We start from the raw sequence: 18,248 nt of genomic DNA on the forward strand, positions 1-18,248 counted from the left end.
TCATTATGTTAGGAAAGAAATTATTATCATTAATAGTCTTATTGGGTTTTGTAAGCATTGTATTTGCGGGAAATTTGAAGATTAAAGTTTATAATCCGGGTTCGAAAGCGATTTTTCCGATCACTTCAACCATCATTTATGGAGATAAAGATGCAATTCTTATTGATGCTCAGTTTCAAAAGCAATATGCTGAACAGCTTATCAAGGAAATAAAAGCGACTGGAAAGAATCTGAAAACAGTTTTTATTTCGCACAGCGATCCTGATTTTTATTTCGGTTTGGATGTTATCAAAAAAGCTTTTCCAAATGTGAAAATAATTTCCACAGCACAGACTGCTTATCTTATTTCAGCTTCAAAAGATGATAAAATGGCAGTTTGGAAACCCCAATTGAAAGAAGATGCACCTTCAGAAATTATTGTTCCGGAAGCAGTAAACTCAATTCCTGATTTGGAAGGAAATAAAATAGAGATCAAACAAAATGTTAATGATTCAGCGCATAGTTTTCTTTGGATTCCTTCTTTGAAAACGGTTGTCGGCGGAATTTCAGTTTCTGTAGATTCTCACCTCTGGATGGCCGATACACAGAATCAAAAAGCTATTGACGAATGGATAGAGCAAATTGATGCCATGAAGGCATTAAATCCTACACAGGTTGTACCTTCTCATTTTGCAAAACTGACTCTTTCTCCAAACTCGTTGGATTTTGTTAAAAATTATCTTGAAAACTATAAAAAAGCAGTCACAGAAAATAAAACTTCAGAATCTATTGTCAATTTTATGGTTAATAAATATCCAGGTCTTCCTGGAAAAGATGAATTGGCGATGGGAGCGAAAGTCTTCTTAGGAGAAATGAATTGGGATTTAAGATCACCTTATCCTGCCATCGGACGAAAAGTGGAAGTGAACTTTGGAACCGCTCAATTTGTTTTAGACTTTAAAGACAATAAAACCATGTCTTTTGTCGGAGCAGGTGGAATTTCGGATACGGTTGAATATACTGCAGTAGAAGTTTCTAAAAATGTTTTTATGGTCTATTGGAAGGAGCCTAAAATCGGTATGAATGTTGTGAATGTTCAGGATTATAATAAAAATATCATCTATTCAAATATTCTGAAAAAAGATGGTTCGTCAGAGCATCTTAAAGGAAGATTAAAAATGTAAATGATGAATGGATTTAGTCCAATTCAGCATCTACACTACAATAGCAAAAAAGCCTTACAAATTATTACTATCTTATAATGTATCTGGAAAAGCCCGTTGAATGGAACTTTAGTTGTTGCCAATATTAAAAATTTGTTCTCCTTAATTGTTGTTGCAATTTTTTTAACCATTATTATTGTATTTTTAATCAAATTAAAAATACAATAATAGAATAGCGAATTTCGAAAAACCACCGAAGGTTTAGTTCAACACAGGTTTTGCGTTGGCGGACTGATTGCAAAATTCAACGGTAGTTTTTCAAATGAAATTTAGTAATAAATTCAGCTTTTGTGCTTCCCTGCCTACGGGCAGGGTTTCCCTCCCGAGTGCAAGGCTCCGAAATGTTAGCAGCAACCCTATTTGATGATACAGACCAAAAATATGATAGACCAAAACATAATCAATTCTATAAAACTTCTAACCAGCTTCACGGACGAAGAGCTGGGAATAGTAATGAAATACTTTGTGCCCAAAAACATAAAAAAGAAGACCATACTTTTGGAAGCAGGCATTACGGCAAAGGAAATTTACTTTGTTATCAGCGGTTGTATTCGTCTATTTTATACAAAAGACGGGAAGGATATTTCTGCTTATTTTTTTACCGAAAAAATGTTTGCTGGTGCTTATGACAGTTTCATTTCTAAAAAACCAAGCAGACATTCAATTGAAACATTGGAAGACTGCCAAATACTTACTATTTCGGATAAAGCCTCACAGGAGCTTTATACTGAATTACCAAAAATGAATGAGTTTGTTAGAAAAGTTTTAGAAGAGCGCTTTGTTTCATTACACGAATTATACACTTCACAAATTTTAGACACACCAGAAGAAAGATATGTAAATCTCTTGAATAATAGACCCGATCTGATAAACAGAATACCACAACATCAAATTGCTACATTTCTAGGAATTACACCTGTCTCATTAAGCAGGATTAGAAATAGGATTTTAAAGAAGTAGTATTTTTAATTCTTATCTTTTGTTATCGTTTTGATTGTTAAGGTAGTTTTATTTTTGTTCCATCAATTAATAATTGAAAAAATGAAAATGGAACGAAGGAAATTTATTACTAACAAACTATAAGATTTACAATTATGTATGCAATCAATCACGCAGCAACAGCCTTGCTCATTAAAAAAAAAGTGCCAACAGCACCTATGATTTTATTACTGGTTTCAGTACAGTTGATAGAATTATTTTGGGTATTATTTAATTACTTGGGTTGGGAATATTATTCCATTTCAGGCGGAAAAGTACACCTTGATTATTTGCCATATTCGCATTCTGTATTTGGTGCTGTGGTGGCGGCATTAATTTCATTTGCTATTATTAATTGGGGCTACAAAAATCGAAAACTTGCTGCTGCCATCGCAATTGGTGTATTATCACACATAGTTATCGATATGATTTTTCATGAAAAAGACATTCAACTTTCTCCGTTTTCAGCTACACCAGTTTGGGGTTTGGGAATTCTTGATTACCCTTGGCTAAATTTTGCATTAGAGTTTTTGTATGGATTATTTTGTTGGTGGTATTTCAAAGGCAGTAAAGCGTTATTAGCTGTTATTGTGATATTTAATATTACAGATTTGCCATTAATGTTAGGTGGTGGCGACTCACTGAAACCATTTCAAGAATATCCATTTATTCTACCAACAATTATTCTTTTTCAAATTTTAGTTACGTGGTATTTTGTATGGCGATACAGTAGAAAAACAAAGACTGCTTAATCACTTTTATAACAGATTAAGAAGGCAACTCACAAGGTATTGCCAAAAGCGGTGCGGAACGGCTTCGATTAGGCATTTGTACAAGGTTCAACCGTAGCTTTTCAATTGAACTTTTGTACAAAATTGAAGATTTATGCTTCGGTTGCCCCACCATTGCAAAGCCCCTAAACGTTAGCGGAAATTGTAGAGTACCACTTATCAACATGCAAAAATCGAGATATTAGATTTGACAACGAAAAAGATATAAAATGGCAAACAAGTATTTATCAATTTGGCAGTAAAAGACCTTCAAAAATCTATGGACTTTTATATTGCATTGGTTTTTAGTAGCAATCCCCAATTTTTAGACGACACGGCAAAATGTATGGTTTGGAATGAGAATGTTTTTGTGATGATAATTAACGTTTAATTTTAGTTGGCGGTTCTGAGCTTACTTTACACGATAGCAAAACCTTACGCAGAGATTTAGGAAGCCTACACCAATATTGCATCTTTGGAAATCAATTATTTTTTCATTTGCCCAACAATGGTAGTAGAAGGCGATGCCGATGGGAACTATTTATTTCAAGAAAATTACTTTCCAAAAAGTGAAGGCAAACAAATTTCGGCAGGAAATATGGGGCATTTCATTGCCAAAGAAATCGATAAAGTAAAATCAGAAATTATAAAACAGTATGCACAATCCTAATTCCCGACTTGAAGCATTTTGCGATGGAGTATTTGCAATTGCCATTACCTTACTTATTATAGAAATTAAAATACCACCTATCGAAAACATTCACACTAAAATAGAATTATGGGATGCACTTGCTCATTCCTGGCCATCCTGGTTAGCTTTTTTCATTAGCTTCATTACCATATTGATATCATGGGTAAACCATTCACACGCATTAAAATCATTTGGAAAGACATCACCGCAATTCACCTACGCAAACGGGTTATTGCTCATGGCAATTATAATATTGCCGTTTCCAACAATGGCTATAGCCGAATATTTGCAAACGGATATTGCTCAACCTGCCATCACGTTATACTGTGCCGCTTCATTATTAAATAATATCGCATGGAATATTATACAATATACCTATACCCATCCTCAGTCATTGTTTAAACCTTCAGTTAATATAGAAAAAATAAGAGCTGGAATAATGACTACTCGCATGGGCTTTGGTTTGTATTTATTTGCCTTTTTGCTTTCTTTTTGGTTCCCGCTAACAGCATTTATTATTGTTGCTTCTTCATGGGGAATATGGCTTATACTTAGCATAAGCATTAAAGAGGAAAACATAACAGCATAATCTGTTAACATGGAAACTTAACAGAAAAACACTAACGCTTAACACGGGTTTTGCGTCAGACAGGCAGAAGTGCAAAACTCAACGGCAGTTTTTCAATTAAACTTTAGTAATAATATCGGCTATTGTGCTTCGATTTCCCTCCCGAACGCAAAGCGATTTGAGTATAGAAATGTTACAGAATCTAAATCTTTCACTAATCTTGGGTTTAACAGCTACTACAAAAGAGAACAGTAATATCATTTCTTTTGTAAATGTTCTTTCCCTTAAAAAGGAGTATATGGTGAAACTATCTGTGATAGTTTACAACCATCATAAAAAAGAAGAAGTAATTACCAGTGCTTTGTATTTACAAAGACAATTAGAACTGACAGCTAAAGAAGAAAAAGTAATAAGGAAGTATATTAGACCATTTTAAATGAACAATTAAAATCTTACAGTAATTCTTTCTTATTGATATGAACAAGTTTCGGCGGCACCAAAGGTGCCGCCGAAACTCTATAAAAAGTAAGCTTTTCTATAAATTCATAAACAATTTCGGATTTACCGGAGTATTGTTTTTGTGTACTTCATAATGAAGATGCGGTCCTGTGGAACGTCCCGAATTTCCGGATTTTGCAATTACCTGACCCACTTTTACTTTTTCATTAACTTTCGCTACCAATTGAGATAAATGTCCGTATAATGTAGCCAATCCATTTCCGTGAGAAATAATTACACAGTTTCCGTAACCTCCTTTCTGTCCTGAGAAAATTACAGTTCCAGCAGCAGTTGCGATAACATCAGAACCAAAAGCTACACCAATATCCAACCCTTTGTGAAACTGCATCTGATCAGCCTCAGCAGGCGGATTATTTTTTTCAACAACAGGAGCCTTAGATCCTGAACTTGAATTACTGGCAATAGACTTTGTAGAAGTACTTGCAGGAGCCAAAGCCACAGGAGCTGATTTTGGCGTCACCATTACTTTTACTTCTCTTTTATTTCCGTAGCTGTCGGTTAATTCGATTGTTTTTTCAACGGGTTCTGCCTTTACTTCAGGTTTTGCAGCTGCGACAACAGCGGCAGGTTTAGATTCTGAAGGCGCACCCGATCTTACAGATGCGTAAACAGTTTTAAAAGGAATAGGGTTTTTTCTGATACCGAAATTTGATGAGATATGGCCTTCAGTAGGCATTCCCAGTGGAACTTGCATTAATTTTTTCTGTAAGTCCATTAAATACTGACTATATCGGTTAGATTGTTTTGCCAGATAAACAGAACTTGAAATACTGTCTTTGCTAAGGGTTGTTAGCTTTTCATTCGAAATGTCTTTTGATTTTAAGAATGAATTGAGTTGAGCAACAGTTTGATCTACAAGACCTAAATCTGTTTTCATTTTTAAGTAATCTACACTGTCTTTTTCAGTGTTTATTTTTACAAGGTTCACTTCATAGGTTTTATCATCTCTGTCAGAAAATAATTTGGCTATGAAAATCCCTTGTGCAAAAACTACTAATAAAAGTCCTCCCAGAAGGATGTTTACGTTCTTCTTGCTGCTTAGAAATTTCTTCATATTTCTTCTCTTAGTATATTAAAAAAACGGTTTTAAGCTTGCAAATTTAATTAAAAATAAGTTTTAAGGGTTATTTTTGACAAATATTCACTGTATTTAGTTCATTTTGTTTAAATTTTATGAATAGCAATATTTAGTGATGCCATCTTTACCAAATTTATTTTTATAAGAAAACGATAAATATTCATTTTTAGTGTTCATTTTTTTAATTTTTCAAACCTAAAGAAAAATTTTAATATAACTTCTTTTTACAAAAAATGCAATCAGATTGTTTAATTACATTTTTTATTTCTAGAGGTAAATCTTTTGTAAGAAATACCTTGGCTTTATTTTATTATACACAAGATGATATTTTAACATGAGACAAGCCATTACTTTTAAAACCCCATCATAAAGAAAAAGTATCTTTTTATAAAGGTTTCTGGGAGGCAGGTGTTGAAATAATATTTCCTATTAGTAAAAATCTAATTATAATTATTTTGGATCAAGAATATTTTTTCAGAGCAAAAAGATTTACATAGTACGATACAATTTTTAAGTGATAAAAAATTAATAGAATATAATCTGTACCAATATTGCTTTTCGAATTTTGAAATTTATTCATCAATAAATGATTTTAATATCATTAAGAAATTTGTAGAATTAAATAATGAAGAGGATTATTTTTCTTATCGACCTCAGATCAAAGTCCATTAAGATATCAAATAAAGTTCTTTGATTTTTAGATAGTTAAACGATCATGGGTTGAATACATAATAAAAATATAAAATTCAATAATATGAGGTCTTTAAAAGAATTTACACTGAAAGTATCCTTAGGGCGAAATTTATTTGTGATTCTCAATATAATAGAAATTAAAAATATTTTAACATAAATAATCATAGTTGTGTGAAATAAATTGCAATAATTATTAAATAAAGTTTTATATTAGTGTAGAAAAACTAAACCAAACTCACACAATATGGACAATGAAAATTTTGGTACCCTTGAACTCCTTCGCCAACAGTTCAGGTACCCGTTCCCGACATTAAAAAACCCCTATGCCGAACACTTACAACAGATTACCGAAAATCAATGGATCGACGGAGAATATCTTTGGTTGTATGAGCAGAACCCCGACCTTCGGAAAAAGTACAAAAAAACCAAAACAGCACATATTGCAGCCCAATGGTTTCCAACAGCACCACCTGAACGGTTCAAACCCATCTGCAGATTAATGCTTTGGACTTTGTACAATGACGATCTTTATGAAGAAAGTGAGCCGGAAAATATCGGATATGTACACACTCAGTCTATTGCGGTATTGAAAGGTGAAATAGCCACTAAGGATTCAGGAATACCTTTAGGACCTATGCTTGCTTCTTTAAGAGAAGAGCTTTTGGAATTTATCCCACAGGAATCTGTTGCCCGTTTTACGCAAATGATCAGCAGGTATTTTACAGGATTAGAAACGGAATTAAAATACAAGAAAAATAAAACCTATCCCAGTGTGAGCGAATGTATTGCATTGCGTGAAAATTCTATCTGTCTCTATCCCTTTCTACAGCTTACGGAGTTAGAAACGGGAATCGTACTTCCACCGGAGATTCACGCGCATCCTGTAATCATTCGCCTGCAAACACTTGCCTGTCATCTGGTCACTTTTTTTAATGAAGTACAATCTGTACTGAAGGATGAAGCAACTGACAGTATTTACTACAATATCGTAAAAGTGATCCAACACGAACGGCAGATGTCACTCAAAGAAGCTTGTATTGAAGATTTACGTCTTCACAATGAAGATCTGAAAGAATTTTTAGAACTACAAGCCAATCTTCCTGATTTTGGGATCTGGCATGACGCGGTGATCAACTGGGTACATTATATGAGCATGGTTTTGAGCGGATGGAAAAATATATCTACAAAACTGGACCGTTATACCGCAGCTGAATTTCCTGAGGCAGCAGAACTAAAGGCAAAGCTGAATCAGGTTCAATAATACTTCGTAAAAGAATATTTTTAATTTAAAATATTCTATCATAATAACAAACTATCAAACATCACTTTATCACTTTAATTTTAAAAAAAATGAAACCAGAAGATTACAACCCGTCGAATTACCTGCCTCAAGGTTATTACCCTTGGCCAGATAAAATCAATCCGAATGTGGAACAAATGGGTATTGATTACAGAAGCTGGATTGATACTGATTATGTATATTTATCTGAAAATATACGTGAACGATACAAGAGCATGAACCTGCACAGGTGTTCGGCAAGAATGTATCCTTATGCAAGTTATGAGCGCGTTACACCTATGCATCGGTATGTTGTTTTCCATACCATATTTGATGATCAGCTTGAATATGCAACCGAAGAAGAGGTCAGTAGATATTGCGACCGACTCGTAGCAATATTCAGAGGAGACAGCCTTACTCCGGAAGATCCCGGTTATTTCATCCAGGCCGCCAAAATCAGAGATGAATTTCGAGCTTTTATGCCTGATGAATGGATGAAACGCCTGGCAGATACTTTTTACACCGTTACAAGATATGGTGCTCAGGAAGAGGCAACTTATAAGGCAACCCAAACAGTACCTTCACTTGCATTGTTTAAAGTACTCCGTGAATATTCAATTGTAATATTTCCTTATTTCTATTTGGTTGATGCAGAGTTTCATACCTTTTTAACAGAAGAGGTAGAGCGCCATCCTGTGATACAGCGTGTTCGATCTGTATGGTCCAGAATTATTGCCTGGCAGAATGATATCCAGGGATTGAAAAAAGAACTAAGCAAGGATACCGAAGTAATGAATATCGTTATCGTCTTACAGAGAAACTATAACTTGTCATTGGAAGATGCCTTGTCTAGAGCCATGAAAATTCATGACGATGATCTTGCAGAACTTGTTGCTTTACAGGAAGACCTTCCTGATTTTGGTAAGTATCATGAAGAAGTAAAACAGTTGTTCCTAGGCTGGGGCAGTCTGATACAAGGTCTGAATACTTTTTACCTAGTAGATACAAATCGTTATGATCCCGAATGCTTTGCATGGCCAGATAGAGAAACCGAAGATACATCACTTTAGATTATAACTTGTTCCGTTACAAAAATTATATATAATGATATATAATGATATATAATGATATATAATATGGTGGTAAAATAATCAACTAACAATTCCAAAACTAAAACAGCATCAATATTGATGCTGTTTTAGTTTTGGAATTGTCGGTTCTGATATATCCTTATAATTCAATTAATAAACAGGTTTTTTATGCGCAAAACCTATGAGATTAAACATTTCAATTATCTACATATGATACTCGATTATTGGAATAGATTTCTCTGGCTAGATATGTCGTGTTATACTTTTGCGAATTAGCTCTGTGATAAGATAGTTATTATACACATAGACTTTAATCTTGTGTAAGATTATATATTGACTAAAAAATGTATTATATTATTGGGCAAGTTTTGTTATAGAAAGTCCTCCATAATTCACAATATTGTTTGTTGTAGCATTGCAACTGAAACGCACTCGTACTTGATCTCCTACATTCAGGAAGCCTGTCCAGTATAATGTATTGCCATTATCTACAATTGTACCTGCCAGGTCAGCATAGGTGTGTCTAATCATTGTATTCCAGCTTGTTCCGCCATCAGTACTTTTTTCATAATAAGCTGCGGTATGCCAGGTAGGTGTTGCCGTTCCTGTGCTAACATGGGTATTAGAATTTTGCATAACTATTATATAAATACCTCCCATATTTGCAGGAACCGTAAAAACATTATTATTCCAGGCATTATATACATCAAGACTCTCATTGGTAAATTGACCAATGGCCGCATTAGGTATAAACTGACCTCCTACATTTTGTGTTCCCGGTGCGTTTGTAATTACAACTGCTCTGGATGTTCCTGCATCTGAGGGTAAAGAATTTACATATCCTAGAACTCCATTATTATCTGCAACAACAGTTCTGGTCGCTGTGAAGGTTTGATCTTGAACTGCTGATAAGCCGCCTGAGCTTGTTGTGTTATGTGCATTTGCTGCACCATTTAGTGGTAACTGATGTATTCTTGCGATACCATCTACATCCAGTTTTTCTGTTCCTACATTGTTATCTCCTATTTTCACGTTTCCAATAGGTGTAATGAACATTCTTAGTTGTCCTGCCACGTTACCTCCCGGAGTTGTAGAAAAACTTATATCAGAAGGCAATGTCGTAGAGCCGGTCCCAAGGACAAGTCGGGTACTGTTTCCACTTGCTAACATCTGAGCATCTCCGTTTCTGAACTGCTGGATATAAAAATTGCTGTCGTTTCCTCCTAAAAAACCAATAGTAGCTTCACCACCATTGGTCAGTAGGTTTTGTACAATAATCCTGCCATCGGGATCCCATGTAGATGTTTGGTTTGTTCCTGTGAAATTTAAAGAAAAATCGTTAAGCGTTAAAGTACGGCTATTAGTTAAGGAACCATCGGTATTGTAAATGTTGGTAGAAGATTTCACGGTCTGCCATAATGTTCCATCGAAATAATAATAGCCTGCATTGATAACATTTACCGTTTGTCCTGCCGGAGCAATATCTGCAGCTGTTACATAAACCAAAGCTCCTTGTTGCAAAACAGTATAGCTTTTTGCTCTTAATTGCTCTCCTGTAAGTCTTGGAGCTATCACTCCATCCAGAGATGAAATAACTGTAGGTTTCCCTACCACATCTAGTGTAGCCTGAGGCGTTGCTGTGTTAACACCTACCTGCGAGAAAGCTAATCCTGAGACGAATAAGATTCCTGATAATAAAAAGTTTTTTTTCATAGTATTAGTTATTGTTTGGTTATTAACTCAGCTTTGCCGATAAATTTTTTCGCAAAAATACATGTTGTACAGAACTTCTGACAAAAGATAGAGAATAGGAATTCATAAATCCCATAAACCATAAATATTGTTAAAAATCTGATTTACAGTATTCATATTTTGTAAATCAGCATTTTGAGTGGATGGTAAACCAAGAGATTAACCGTGAAATTATAAAACGAAAAACGGATCATTGAGATTCCTTTTTTGTTTAATCAAATTTTTAATGCTGACAATATATGTGAATACTTTACCTAAAAATGACTGCTGCATTTGCTGAAAAAAGCACTTGTCAGGGAACCCTAATTAAATGTATATTTATCTTTGAAAAGTACTTTATTAAAAGTAAATATTTTTCTTATTTTTTATATAAACAATAAAGATATTTCACTGATCTAATCTATTAATACACATGACAAGAATTTTTCAGCTTCTATTATTTCTTTTTTTTGCAGTTAATTGCTCCGGCCCGAAAAAACAAGAAAAGTATACTCAGGAATCTGTACAGAAAGAAATTGACAAGCTGGAAGATTTACAGTACACAGATAATCCTACAGCGATTATGAACATGACCAAAGAGATTAAAAAAAAGGCCAAAGCAATCAATTTTGATTTAGGTGTTTTTAATTGCAATTTGTTAATAATGTCGAATCTCCATTCTCTCGGAAAATATAAAGAAATGATTTCACTGGGGAAAGAAAATGATGTGTTGATCAGTACCGTAAAAAACAGCTATGATCTAGCTCAATATTATACTAGTATGGGCACAGCTTATTCAAACTTGGGATTAGTTGATGAAGGGCGTAGTTATTTAAACAAAGCTCTGGAATATAACAATAAAGTTCCGAAAAGCAATGAAAAATATCTTCAGTTAGCTACCATATATGGCATTTTAGCTTTTGATGTAGCCATGAGAAATAAGTCACTTCTTCCAGGGCCAACAAAAAAATACTATCTGAAAGAATTATGGGCGCTCAAACAAGTTGATGACAGTGATAAATTCAAGAGTAAGAAAAACCGGATATTGTCTTTCCTTTATCTAAATTTGGGTATAATCAGTAACCAGCAGAATAGGGCGGACGAGGCAGAGAATTATTTTCATAAGTCTCTTGATGTATGTAAAAAGTTTGGGATAACGAAAGAAACACCACTTATAGTCCATAATGAAATGTCGTGGCTTTTATATGATCAGAAAAGATATGACAGTTGTATTGTATATGCCTATAAAGGTCTGATTTTTGAAAAAAACAACAGTAAAGCCACCGTGAGAAGAGACCTTTATGAAGTATTATACAAATCTTATTCAGAAAAGGGAGATGCCGAGAATTCTTCAAAGTATACCAAACTTTATATGAAGCTTAATGACAGTATCCTTGATGCCCAGGAAGTAGCTATCAACGAGCCTGTTAAAAATTTGATAGAAAAAAAAGAGGATGATCATAAAGATAATCTGACTATAATTCTTGTAATCATCGGGGGCGTTGCTGCTGCATTGGCAATCCTTATATTCTTTTTGTGGCGAAGAAACCAAAAGGTACTGCATTCCAGATATGAAAAAATCATCACGGAACTTAAATATAAGGATAAAAAGATTTTGGTTTTTGAACAAAATACGGATCTAAAGACAATAGAATTTGAAAGGAAATCTTACATTCATGATAACACCATCAATCAGTTACTATTAAAACTGGATAAGTTTGAAAAGTCAGAACGTTTCCTTAAAAAAGATATGAACCTTTCTTATCTTGCCAGCTCGTTTGATACCAATCCCAATTATCTTTCAACGATAATCAATCAGCATAAAGGCAAAAATTTCAATAATTATCTTAATGGTCTTAGAATACACTATCTTGTCAAAGTATTATATAAAGAACCCATATTCAGACAATATAAGATTTCTTATTTATCCGAGTACTGTGGCTTTGCCTCACGAGATGTTTTTGGGATAGCATTCAAAAAAGAAACTGGAATGACTCCATCTTATTTCATTGATCAATTAAAAATTGATCTACAAAATGATGTAGAAAAAACTTGTTAGAAACGATTTTATGGACTGCCAAATTCTATTATCTACTCATGATGATTTTACTTCGCGATATATGAAATGTAAATTTGATAAGTTTAATATGAAAACTGACGTAAAAAAAATTCAGCAGATTGTATTAGAATCAACAGTAAATTAATAAGCTTTGGTACAAAATGAACAAACTCTACACGATATCTTTTTTAACAAAACTTTAGTTGTTTCTGTAATTAACGTTCAATTAGATATTTAATTATGTTGAAGTGTTAATTTTTTCAGAAAATAACGTTTATCGTTGCTGGAAAAGCTTTGTTGAATCTTTGTTTTAATATATTTGCAGTTCACATTTCAATTATGACGAAAAAGAAAACAATTTCAGAATCTTCAAATCCTAAAAAGAATAAAAAGGAAGTTTCCGTGGGTGTTGTGGGAAGTGGAAGTTTTGCAACAGCAATTGTAAAAATGCTTGTTGAGAACTGTAAATTAGTGCATTGGTGCGTAAGGAGTGAGTTTGTGAAAGGAGCAATCGAGCTTCGTGGCCATAACCCGAACTATCTTACTGCGGCAACTTTCAATCTTAAAAATTTAAAATTAACAACAGATATCAACGAGTTGGTTTCTGCCTGTGATATTGTTGTTTTGGCGACACCGTCAATTTATTTATCTGATACATTAGATAAAATGAATTGTGATTATAAAGACAAAATTTTCGTTTCAGCAATCAAAGGTATTATTCCTAAAGTGAATGACGTGGTTGCCCATTATTTAAGAGACGAATTTAAAATTGGTTTTAGAAATCAGGCAGTAATTGCAGGACCTTGTCATGCAGAAGAAGTGGCGATGGAAAGGCTTTCTTACCTTACCATAGCAACTGTGGAAGATGAGGTTTCTGAGAAATTGTTTAATATTTTCAATTCAGATTTTATAAAAGTACATTCTAGTAAAGATGTTTTGGGGAACGAATATAGCGCGATTCTTAAAAATATTTTCGCGATCGGTGCAGGTATTGCAAGTGGATTAGGTTATGGAGATAACTTTACGGCTGTTTTTGTATCCAACGCGATCCGTGAAATGGAAATTTTCCTGGAGGCGATCTATGAAGCACCGAGAGATGTTAACGAAAGTGCTTATTTAGGTGATTTATTGGTAACGGCCTATTCATTATTTTCAAGAAACCGAAGCTTAGGAAACCTTATCGGAAAAGGATATACCGTAAAATCCGCGATCCAGTCGATGAACATGGTGGCGGAAGGTTATTACGCAGCAGATTCTATCTATAAAACAGCAAAACAGAAAAATCTTAAACTTCCGATTGTAGATACGATTTACGGAATTTTATATGAAGGTAAAAATGCAGAAAAACAGTTCAAAAAACTGACTGCAAAATTGAATTAGGGAAAATTTAGATCAAAATACAGAAACTTCGGTTTCGCTAAGGTTGAAATGTCTATTACAAATGTGTTTAGCATTATTAAACCGTAGCGAAATCAGGTTTTTATATTATTTTTTTGATAAATTTCACCTATTTTTTTTACATTAAATTTATCATCCCAATCGGGCAGAATAGATAATTTCCATTATATTTTTCGAATAATTAAAATATTTTTTTTTCTAAAAATTAACCTGTTAAAATCTTTAAAGCAGTCCTTTTTCTTAAAACTTTTCCCGAAATTTGATATAAAATTTAGAATTATGTCACAATCGCTTACGAGCAGAACACCGAAACCAAAATACGACGTTGTACTAATAGGTGGCGGAATTATGAGTGCCACTTTAGCTACATTATTACATGAGTTTGATCCCAATCTTGAGATCGCAATCTTCGAAAGGCTTGGCAGGTTTGCTAAAGAAAGTACCGCAGCCTGGAATAATGCAGGTACTGGTCACTCCGCTTTTTGTGAACTTAATTATACCCCTGAAAAACCGGACGGAACAATAGATATTTCTAAGGCAGAAAGCATTGCAGAACAGTTTGAGATTTCAAAGCAGTTTTGGTCGTATTTATTAACCAAAGGATATATTCAGGAGCCAAAAGATTTTATTAATTCTTGTCCGCACATGAGTTTGGTATTCGGTGAAAAAGACGCTGAATATTTAAAAAAACGTCACGATAAAATGTCAGAATCTGTTCTGTTTAAAGGAATGCAGTTTTCTACTGATCACGACAAACTGAGAGAATGGATTCCTTTGGTAATGAGCAAAAGAAATGAGTCTGAAATAATGGCTGCCACCAAAATGGATATGGGAACAGACGTGAATTTTGGCTCTTTAACAAGGAAAATGGGAAGACATTTGCTTGAAGATTCCAATGTTGAGGTTTTCTTGTATCATGAAGTAAAAGATATTGATCCCAGAGAAAACGGACAATGGGAAATGAAGGTGAAAGACAGAATTCACAATCACAAACAGGAAGTGGTTGCAGATTTTGTATTTATCGGAGCCGGAGGTTACGCGCTTCCATTGTTGGACAGTTCGGATATCAAAGAAAGTGAAGGTTATGGAGGTTTTCCCGTTTCAGGAGAATGGCTGGTAACTCACAATCCGGAATTGGTAGAAAAGCATCAGGCAAAAGTGTACACGCAGGCAACTGTAGATGCACCGCCAATGTCTGTTCCACACTTGGATTTAAGGATTATTGATGGTAAAAAAGCATTGCTTTTTGGCCCTTTTGCAGGTTTTTCAACGAAATTCCTGAAAGAAGGAAGTTATCTTGACCTTCCCGAAAGTGTTAATACTAAAAATATCAGATCTTTATTTGGAGCTTGGTGGCATAATATTCCTTTAACGAAATATCTTGTTCAGCAGGTTGCCATGACTAAAGCTCAGAGAATACAGCATTTAAGAGAATTTGTAAAAGATGCCAACGAAGCAGATTGGGAATTGAAAGTGGCAGGACAAAGAGTTCAGGTCATCAAAAAAGATGAAAAAGACGGTGGAAAGTTAGAATTTGGAACTGAAGTCGTTGTAAATAAAAGCGGAACAATAGCTTCATTATTAGGAGCATCTCCCGGAGCATCCACAGCTGCTTACGCAATGTTAAATGTTCTTGAAAAATGTTTCCCGGAAAAGCTTAATGGAGAATGGAAAGACAAATTATTGGAAATAATTCCTTCTTACGGACAAAAATTGGCCGGAAATCCTGAGCTGACCGAAAAAGTGAGAAATTATTCTAAAGAGAAACTAGAATTAGAATATTAAACATAGGTAACAAGCAATGGGCAATGAGTAATAAATGATTAATTTTGCAGTTAGCTATTACTTATTGCCCATTATTAATTATTCATTATAAAGAAAATGTCAGACACGCTTGTAAAACCTGTTATTGCTAAAGAATTACTGGAATCTCTTCAGACAAAAATAGAAGAAGAGAAGCAGGTAATTGTGCATTGCTGTTTTCCCGCATCTCCGTTTTTGGGTAATTTGATCAGAATTTGGAATTCAACGTATCTTTTTGATAATAATTCTGATCATAAAAGTAAATTGATCCACGCAGAAAATATTTCCATATCTCCAAACTGGACGGTTGTTCCTTTTATGAGAGATTTTTGGTTTACCTTAATATTTTCAGGACTTCCGAAAGACTGTAAAAGCTTTGACCTGATGGAAGTAATTCCCGAAGAAGGCGGCTTTTTTGTAGAATCTATTAAAAGAAATTCTTTGGATGTTTATCGTGTAAAAATTTCAGAAGCATATTAAGCTAACATTATTCTCAATTTTATAATTGAGAAATATTAGTGAATTTCGCCGAGTGAAATCGAAGATTCGCCGTAGTCAAACGCCTTTGCGAATTTAGAAACGGTTAGATTAGAAAAAAACTTTGCGATCTTTGCGGTTAAAAAAATAAAAATATCAAGCAAAAGAAATCAACTCTATTAATCTATTGAAGTTGAAAAATATCTTAATAATTTTAAATCAGAAAAATAATTTAAGCAAATTCATTTTGTTTAATAAGATTTTCAATACAGTATTCTGAGATTGCGACAATCGTCACAAAAGGATTCACACCAATCGTTCCGGGAATTAAAGAACCATCCAAAACGTACAGATTATCATGGTCTTTTAATTTTCCATATTCGTTGGTTGCTTCTCCTAAAACGCATCCTCCGAGCGGATGATAGCATATATTTGCCCCAAAACCATTGTCAAAAAGTAGGTGAGCCCTTGTTCCTCCATTGGCTTTATTCATTTTTTTGATGAAATAATCAGTATTTTCTTTCATCTTTTCTGTGTTAGTTTTATCCCAATCCAACACTATTTTTTTATTGATTTTATCATAAGAAACCTGACCTTTTTTGTCAACTCTGTTAATTAAGAGGTATAAGGCGGTTGCTACATCCATTCCCATTGGAAGAGGAGCAATTTCGGTAAAAAACGGATGTTCCTTATCATCCCAATTATCAACACCTCCGACAGGAATCGTAGATTGTTGGGCTCCTGTTCCCCCGTGTAAAGGATTTACAAAGTTTCTTCCGGTCATAAAATTTCCGTTGTTTCCCCAGTTTTTTCCTACTTTTTGACCAATCGGAAAATCATTCATTGCATTAGAACGGAGCAGAAGTTTCAATGTTCCCATTGTTCCGGCAGCCAAGATCAGTTTTTTGCAATGAAAAACTTTTTCCGCAACCACATCTCCTGAAGTGTTGATGTTTTGAGCATTCAGCGTGTAGGTTTTATCTGAATTAAGTTTAATATTGTCAACATAATGAAGATCAAGAATTTCAAGATTTCCGGTGTCTAAAGCTTTTTTAAGATAAGTTTTGTCTAAACTGTTTTTACCATAATTATTTCCATAAATAACTTCTGTATTCAGTGCAGAACGTGGAACTTCATTTTTATATTCCTTTTCCATATATTTAAAATCATACACATTCGGAACTCTCATCGTTTTAAAGCCTGCTTTGTGCGCTTCTTCTTCACCAACTCTTGTAAATTTATAGTAAGGGCAGTCATTTAAAAACTGCTCATCAATTACATTCACTTTAAGTTCTTTTCGGGCTAATGGAAAATAAAAATCATAAAATTTTGTAGCGTCAAGATTGGGGAAAACTTCTTTAAAATAAGTTTCCTTTGGAGTTACAGCCATTCCGCCGTTTACTAAAGAACCTCCGCCAACACCTCTTCCCATCCAAATGTTGATATTTTCAAATTCCAGTCTGTCCAATGCTCCTGTAAAAGGAGTTAGATTGAAGAGATTCATAAACGGAGCGATTGTTTTCTTTCTCAGCCAGGCAGCACTTTTTCCGGGTTTCAGCAAATTAGAAAAAGGAATTCCCGATTTCTCCCAGTTAAGTCCCATCTCCAATATAAGCACCTTTTTTCCTGCTTCACAAAGTCTTAATGCAGAAACTGCACCTCCATAGCCGGAACCAATAATGATGATAGGAGCTTCAATTTCTTTCTGCTTGATAGATTTCGGTTGTGCTGCCTTAAAAAAAGTAGAATTTAAAAAATAAAAACCACCAACGGCAAGCATACTGGATTGAATAAATTTTTTTCTGTTCATTTGTTTGCTATGCTTTTCTACTCTCTTTATCCAAAAAACATGCTAAAGGATTAATTTGATTTTATCTCTTATTAAAATTTTAATTATTTGTATCCATATCG

Annotated in this window: 15 protein-coding genes; 12 read left to right on the plus strand and 3 right to left on the minus strand. The window is 34.1% G+C overall.

The annotated features are described in order from the left end of the window. Window positions 1–5: 5 nt before the first annotated feature. The 6 genes from BT156_RS15625 (at window position 6) to BT156_RS15650 (ending at window position 4,645) form a co-directional block, all read left to right on the plus strand. Entirely contained in the window at window positions 6–1,163 is a 1,158-nt protein-coding gene (locus tag BT156_RS15625) for an MBL fold metallo-hydrolase (protein ID WP_072411418.1), read from the plus strand. 420 nt (window positions 1,164–1,583) lie between these two features. Then, on the plus strand, window positions 1,584–2,162 hold the full coding sequence (locus tag BT156_RS15630) for a Crp/Fnr family transcriptional regulator (RefSeq protein ID WP_170857329.1): 579 nt from the start codon (window positions 1,584–1,586) through the stop codon (window positions 2,160–2,162). A 134-nt stretch (window positions 2,163–2,296) separates the two neighbouring features. Beyond that, the gene (locus tag BT156_RS15635) at window positions 2,297–2,932 is read left to right on the plus strand and encodes a hypothetical protein (RefSeq protein WP_072411420.1); all 636 of its coding nucleotides are present in this window, start codon (window positions 2,297–2,299) and stop codon (window positions 2,930–2,932) included. A gap of 526 nt (window positions 2,933–3,458) precedes the next feature. Then, window positions 3,459–3,620, plus strand: a complete 162-nt coding sequence (locus BT156_RS22190) for a hypothetical protein (RefSeq protein ID WP_170857330.1) — start codon at window positions 3,459–3,461, stop codon at window positions 3,618–3,620. Further along, window positions 3,607–4,230 carry a TMEM175 family protein gene (locus tag BT156_RS15645; RefSeq protein ID WP_072411422.1) on the plus strand — a complete coding sequence of 208 codons (624 nt, stop codon included), beginning with the start codon at window positions 3,607–3,609 and terminating at the stop codon, window positions 4,228–4,230. The genes BT156_RS22190 and BT156_RS15645 overlap by 14 nt, the downstream gene beginning before the upstream one ends. Window positions 4,231–4,399: 169 nt before the next feature. Beyond that, entirely contained in the window at window positions 4,400–4,645 is a 246-nt protein-coding gene (locus tag BT156_RS15650; protein ID WP_185116586.1) for a hypothetical protein, read from the plus strand. A gap of 99 nt (window positions 4,646–4,744) precedes the next feature. Here the strand turns inward: BT156_RS15650 and BT156_RS15655 are convergent, their stop codons facing one another. Next, window positions 4,745–5,782 (minus strand): M23 family metallopeptidase, encoded by a 1,038-nt coding sequence (locus BT156_RS15655; protein ID WP_083582372.1) that lies wholly within the window; start codon window positions 5,780–5,782, stop codon window positions 4,745–4,747. 961 nt (window positions 5,783–6,743) lie between these two features. Between BT156_RS15655 and BT156_RS15660 the strand changes: the two genes are divergently transcribed. Both BT156_RS15660 and BT156_RS15665 read left to right on the plus strand, forming a co-directional pair. After that, window positions 6,744–7,760, plus strand: coding sequence for a terpene synthase family protein (locus tag BT156_RS15660; RefSeq protein WP_072411424.1), 1,017 nt, complete (start codon window positions 6,744–6,746; stop codon window positions 7,758–7,760). 254 nt (window positions 7,761–8,014) lie between these two features. Further along, a complete protein-coding gene (locus BT156_RS15665; protein WP_139255498.1) occupies window positions 8,015–8,848 on the plus strand; it encodes a terpene synthase family protein in 834 nt (277 codons plus the stop codon). Between the two features lie 375 nt (window positions 8,849–9,223). On the opposite strand, the gene BT156_RS15670 is transcribed toward BT156_RS15665, so the two are convergent. Further along, complete coding sequence (locus tag BT156_RS15670) at window positions 9,224–10,582, minus strand: hypothetical protein (protein ID WP_072411428.1); 1,359 nt, start codon at window positions 10,580–10,582, stop codon at window positions 9,224–9,226. Between the two features lie 451 nt (window positions 10,583–11,033). Here BT156_RS15670 and BT156_RS15675 point away from each other — a divergent pair, with 451 nt between their 5' ends. The 4 genes from BT156_RS15675 to BT156_RS15690 all read left to right on the plus strand — a co-directional run bounded on the left by BT156_RS15675 (window position 11,034) and on the right by BT156_RS15690 (window position 16,340). Continuing rightward, the gene (locus BT156_RS15675; protein ID WP_072411431.1) at window positions 11,034–12,659 is read left to right on the plus strand and encodes a helix-turn-helix domain-containing protein; all 1,626 of its coding nucleotides are present in this window, start codon (window positions 11,034–11,036) and stop codon (window positions 12,657–12,659) included. A gap of 339 nt (window positions 12,660–12,998) precedes the next feature. Then, complete coding sequence (locus BT156_RS15680) at window positions 12,999–14,039, plus strand: NAD(P)H-dependent glycerol-3-phosphate dehydrogenase (protein WP_072411433.1); 1,041 nt, start codon at window positions 12,999–13,001, stop codon at window positions 14,037–14,039. Window positions 14,040–14,336: 297 nt separating this feature from the next. Next, window positions 14,337–15,842: a malate dehydrogenase (quinone) gene (mqo, locus tag BT156_RS15685; RefSeq protein ID WP_072411435.1), complete on the plus strand. Its 1,506-nt coding sequence runs from the start codon at window positions 14,337–14,339 to the stop codon at window positions 15,840–15,842. A 96-nt stretch (window positions 15,843–15,938) separates the two neighbouring features. After that, window positions 15,939–16,340 carry a hypothetical protein gene (locus BT156_RS15690; protein ID WP_072411437.1) on the plus strand — a complete coding sequence of 134 codons (402 nt, stop codon included), beginning with the start codon at window positions 15,939–15,941 and terminating at the stop codon, window positions 16,338–16,340. A 229-nt stretch (window positions 16,341–16,569) separates the two neighbouring features. Here the strand turns inward: BT156_RS15690 and BT156_RS15695 are convergent, their stop codons facing one another. Beyond that, a complete protein-coding gene (locus BT156_RS15695; protein ID WP_072411439.1) occupies window positions 16,570–18,147 on the minus strand; it encodes a GMC family oxidoreductase N-terminal domain-containing protein in 1,578 nt (525 codons plus the stop codon). Between the last annotated feature and the right edge of the window lie 101 nt (window positions 18,148–18,248).

The organism is Chryseobacterium limigenitum (assembly GCF_900114875.1).
Lineage (GTDB): Bacteria > Bacteroidota > Bacteroidia > Flavobacteriales > Weeksellaceae > Chryseobacterium > Chryseobacterium limigenitum.